Genomic DNA, 4165 nt, shown 5'->3' with positions numbered 1-4165 from the left:
CCTATCATGGGACTAAGCTCCTAGGTGGTAGTGAAGAAGATGCCCAAACCGCAAACTTTATCGGAAACCTAGTAGGAGGTTATGCGGCCTCCTCAGCAGCCAGCAAGTTTAGTTTAAATCAACCTATTTCTTCAAATCGATATTCAAAAATAGATTTTACCCAAACTGATTTTGATGTTGAGTTAATAAGAGGTAGATTGAAGACTGATCCAGATACGGCTTTTTTCTGGTCAGGACGAACAGATGGTATTGGAGGAATGGATGTTGCGAAAAAAATAGCAAAAAATAAAGGAGGAGTTACATTAGAATCTACGATTGATGATACGAATATTGTAATGCCTGAATGGGATTTTAATGCTCCTTCAAGTGTAACAGCTTGGGAGGAAGCTTCGAATGTCTACGCAGAGCAAGTATCTGGTGAAATAAGAGCTGTAGTTGGTAGCGAACTACGACCAGGAAATATTTGGGAAAACATCGAACTACCAAGATTGAAGGCCAATCCAAATGTTACTAAGGTTACAACAATAGATCCTAAAACAGGGGTAGAAAAAATTATATTCGAGAGGTAGAAATGAAAATTACAGGAACAAGATCAACAATTACTTTTGATTTAGAGAATGGTTTCCTCTTAAAAGCACAAGGAGAATTGTTGATTAATAAAAAATTTGTTGTTTATAAAGATAGTATGACACATTGGGAACCCCCTCATGAAAATCTTCCGATAACTCCAAGAGAAATAGATAATATTATTAACATGGCTAAAAAAATGGAGAGCGATCAAACTATTCAATTGGACTTTATATAATTATGTTGAACCCTATATATTCTAAGTGAACCTGTGGCAATAGATATCCCTTATGATTCAATTAAGAATTTGAAAGTTCCGAGTGGTAATGAAGCATCAGCTTTTAAAGGATATTGGAAACCAGGTGGTCGTACTTATCCAGGAAATATGCCAGAAGCAGTTATTGATGAAGCACCATGGGGAGAATTTACAATTAGAAAATTAGGAGGTGATTAAAATGAGTTTAACCAAAATAACTTGGGAAGAATTTGATATCTTTGATAAGATTGAGTCACCGAAGGGATATGATTTTCGAACACATGAAGGGAAATACTACACTTTTGGAGAGTTTGGAGTAGCTTCCGTTCGTCGTATCTTTGAGATTAATCCTTCTGATTTTAACGAATATTTATTAGGTAGGAGGACGGCACGTGAAATTGATTTTAAAGCGCAGAATGATTGCTGGCCACCGACGGAAGAAGAAAAGAAAGCTAGTGAGAAACAATTTATAGAAGAGAGTCCTACATCATTAATTGATTTACCTGAAACTAGAGAGTTATTTACTCAGGAAGAGCTTGAAAGATTAATTCCAATTGCTGAGCAAATGTGGATTGACTGGAGAGGGAAACTTCCAGATGATTATGTTTCACCATTGAAATAGCTTGTAAGGAACTTGTTTATACACTGTTAGTTGTAAGCAAGTTCCTGTTTTTATATTAAGTGCGAACCTCCAAGGTCAGACCATCTCGAGTATGCGCACTTACCTAGTAGAGGTACATGGGACTCTCCTTCAGGCTTTGGTCAACCTGATGAATGACTACTCAACCAATCTCTTACTGTACAAGGACGGTTACTACCAGATTGACGGTGATCTTCATACAAAGCTACCAAGTCAGGTATTTACAAACCTTCATAGTGCTTTAAAGAGTTCACGGGATAGTCTAAAGAGTGAGATTGAGCTCTTGAACACGACCAAGGACAAGATTTCGGACTTGGTGAGCTATTCAGGAAGCAGTCATACCAGTACAGTCATGAACTATAACTTTCTGCTCAATCAGATCAAGAACTTGGACAGCTCCATCACTCAGTATGAAAGTAACCATGCGAGTCAGGATTTGATCGCCTTTAAGGAACTTCTAGCTGCGACCAAGGCCTTGATCGCAGAGCACGCAGGGAAGACACGTACTGTAGGGACTTATCAGTCAGGAGACTTTGCCAAACTCAAGTCTGTCCAACGCTTTGCGACGGCTTACCAACAAGCAACCAAGCAGATGGAGAGTCGTGTTGAACGCGTACAAGCAGCCCGGGAGCGAGATAAGGCTCGTTTTGATGCCTTGGCTGCGGAGGATCGAGTCAAGAATGGTTGGAAAGATCTGGGTCTTGGTGTACTGACAGCTGCGTTTGGTATACTCGCAATTATAGGAACCATGGGAACTGCGACTCCTTTAGTTGTTGCAGGCGGTGTCGTGGGTTTTGGGACGAGTGTCTATGGGTTATCTAATGCAGGAGAAGGGATTCATAATATCCAACTTGGGAATGCAGGGGATGGCCATACGAAATCCTACAATCTCATCCGAGATACGCTTTTCATGGGCAATGACAAGCTGTATCATCAGGTTGGTGGCGCCTTTGCGACGGTTAGTGCTATCATGATTCCTATAGGGCAGACCCAGAGCGTTGTCAAGGGGGTGACCCAGTTTGCGCTAGGGGAAGCCGGCGCCTATACAGCGGGTCAGGTTGCCTATCATGGAACTAAGATTCTAGGAGGTAGCGAAGAAGATGCGCAGAGAGCAAACTTTATCGGGAATATCGTAGGAGGTTATGCGGCCTCCTACGCAGCCAGCAAGTTTAGTCTCAATAAGGTGTCCACTAATCCAAGAGAATATAGTTACAATATGATTGAAAATCCTGGACCACTACCAGAAATTAATGAGACTGCAGCTAAAAGTTTCGCTAGCGGTAAATATAATGTAAAAATATTAGAAGAGGATACGGTCTTTTTTAGAGCTGGAAGTTCTGATAGTCCTTTAGGACAATATTATACAAGGGATATTCCTGAGTCAGTAATAAAAGTTAGGATAGAGTCCGCAGTTAAACCTCAGTGGATTGATAGAGATACAGGAGTCTTAACAGGTACATCAGAATTGACTGATGTCTATGCTACTAAGTTTCCAAAAGGTACCATCTATTATGAAGGACCTACAGGCTCTCAAGGAGGAGTATATATTGGTGGCAAAGAACAGATATTTATCAATAAACCCTGGACTATTGATGGAATTCTTAATAATACAACACATTTAGGAGGAATAAGGTGATGGTAAATTTCAAAGAAGAACTAATGGAATTGTTAGTTGACCTATTAGGGATTCTATCAGAACATAAGCAGCGTCATAATGTTAACTATTTTATAGAGACGCTTAAAAATATGATAGCAATCATACAAAATATAGAAAATCTGGAAATCCCAAATGAATGTATAGAGCAACTTCGAAAAATGTACAAAAGTATGTTTTTCCCAAGAGATGGTTTATCAGATTTTTATATTCTTGATTCTGATGCTACATATATGACAAAATGTAATACTCAATTTTCGTCATTATTAAATAGAATTGATGCTTTATTAGAAGAATGAGGAAATTAATGTTAGATTTGAATCTTTTATATAATATATATAAAGAAAGTAACAGGGATTCAGACTGGAAGAAATTTGCTATTGCTCTTTCAAAATCATATTTGTTGGTACCTTTTACTACAATTAATAGTTCTGATATTCTAATCACATTAAATGGCAGTGATGATAGACGGTATTTGCCTGTATTTACTGATTTTGAATCTATCAATTTATCTAGTTCATTATTTAATAAAGGTGTTAAGTTCGCCAAAGTGGATATAGTATATATTTATGAATTTCTAGAACGTAATTCACCTGTAAAATATGTTGTATTGAATCCTTGTGGAATCAGTGTTTTTATGGACAAAGATTATATAGAATCGATATTATCTTTAATCAATTCACGGAAAATACTTTTTGGAAAGCCGATCGAGGATACAACGTTGATTGAAAACAAGCTTTCAAATATTTTTAAGGAAATTCCTTCAATTAATAATGTCTTTTTCGTAAAGATACTAGTGAAAGAAGAAAGTAGTTACTTACTAGTCATAGATTATGATAACTCCCAAAATGAGCTGCTTCTTTTTGAGAAAATTTCTAAAAAAATTGCAAGTCATAAAATAGACTCTGATTGTCCTTTTGATTTGATATCAAGCAATACAGAGTTGGGAGAAGAAATAATGAAGGATAATTCTCCCATTTACACTCGCTAATATTTTTCAAAGGAAATATAAAGAAGATGCTCATCATTGCTCGTGTGATTGCAGCAC

The 4165-nt window shown here is 37.4% G+C and carries 6 protein-coding genes and 1 pseudogene; all 7 read left to right on the top strand.

The features are described 5' to 3' along the window. Positions 1-569: pseudogene (locus HMPREF9184_RS09810) on the top strand (hypothetical protein); the annotation flags it as partial. A 2-nt stretch (positions 570-571) separates the two neighbouring features. Continuing rightward, positions 572-805 (top strand): Imm74 family immunity protein, encoded by a 234-nt coding sequence (locus HMPREF9184_RS09030; protein WP_000704716.1) that lies wholly within the window; start codon positions 572-574, stop codon positions 803-805. Between the two features lie 33 nt (positions 806-838). Beyond that, the gene (locus HMPREF9184_RS09025) at positions 839-1021 is read left to right on the top strand and encodes a hypothetical protein (protein WP_000963212.1); all 183 of its coding nucleotides are present in this window, start codon (positions 839-841) and stop codon (positions 1019-1021) included. A 1-nt stretch (position 1022) separates the two neighbouring features. Beyond that, positions 1023-1445: a hypothetical protein gene (locus HMPREF9184_RS09020; RefSeq protein WP_000059801.1), complete on the top strand. Its 423-nt coding sequence runs from the start codon at positions 1023-1025 to the stop codon at positions 1443-1445. A 52-nt stretch (positions 1446-1497) separates the two neighbouring features. Further along, positions 1498-3099 carry a T7SS effector LXG polymorphic toxin gene (locus HMPREF9184_RS10000; protein ID WP_269596922.1) on the top strand — a complete coding sequence of 534 codons (1602 nt, stop codon included), beginning with the start codon at positions 1498-1500 and terminating at the stop codon, positions 3097-3099. Then, positions 3099-3416 carry a hypothetical protein gene (locus HMPREF9184_RS09010; protein ID WP_000245994.1) on the top strand — a complete coding sequence of 106 codons (318 nt, stop codon included), beginning with the start codon at positions 3099-3101 and terminating at the stop codon, positions 3414-3416. The genes HMPREF9184_RS10000 and HMPREF9184_RS09010 overlap by 1 nt, the downstream gene beginning before the upstream one ends. Positions 3417-3424: 8 nt before the next feature. Continuing rightward, positions 3425-4108 carry an enhanced serine sensitivity protein SseB C-terminal domain-containing protein gene (locus HMPREF9184_RS09005; RefSeq protein ID WP_000886228.1) on the top strand — a complete coding sequence of 228 codons (684 nt, stop codon included), beginning with the start codon at positions 3425-3427 and terminating at the stop codon, positions 4106-4108. The last annotated feature ends 57 nt before the right edge of the window (positions 4109-4165 follow it).

This window comes from Streptococcus sp. oral taxon 058 str. F0407 (assembly GCF_000235485.1).
Taxonomy (GTDB): Bacteria; Bacillota; Bacilli; order Lactobacillales; family Streptococcaceae; genus Streptococcus.
Note: the sequence above shows the minus strand (reverse complement) of the source record. Positions and strands in the feature narration are given on the sequence as shown.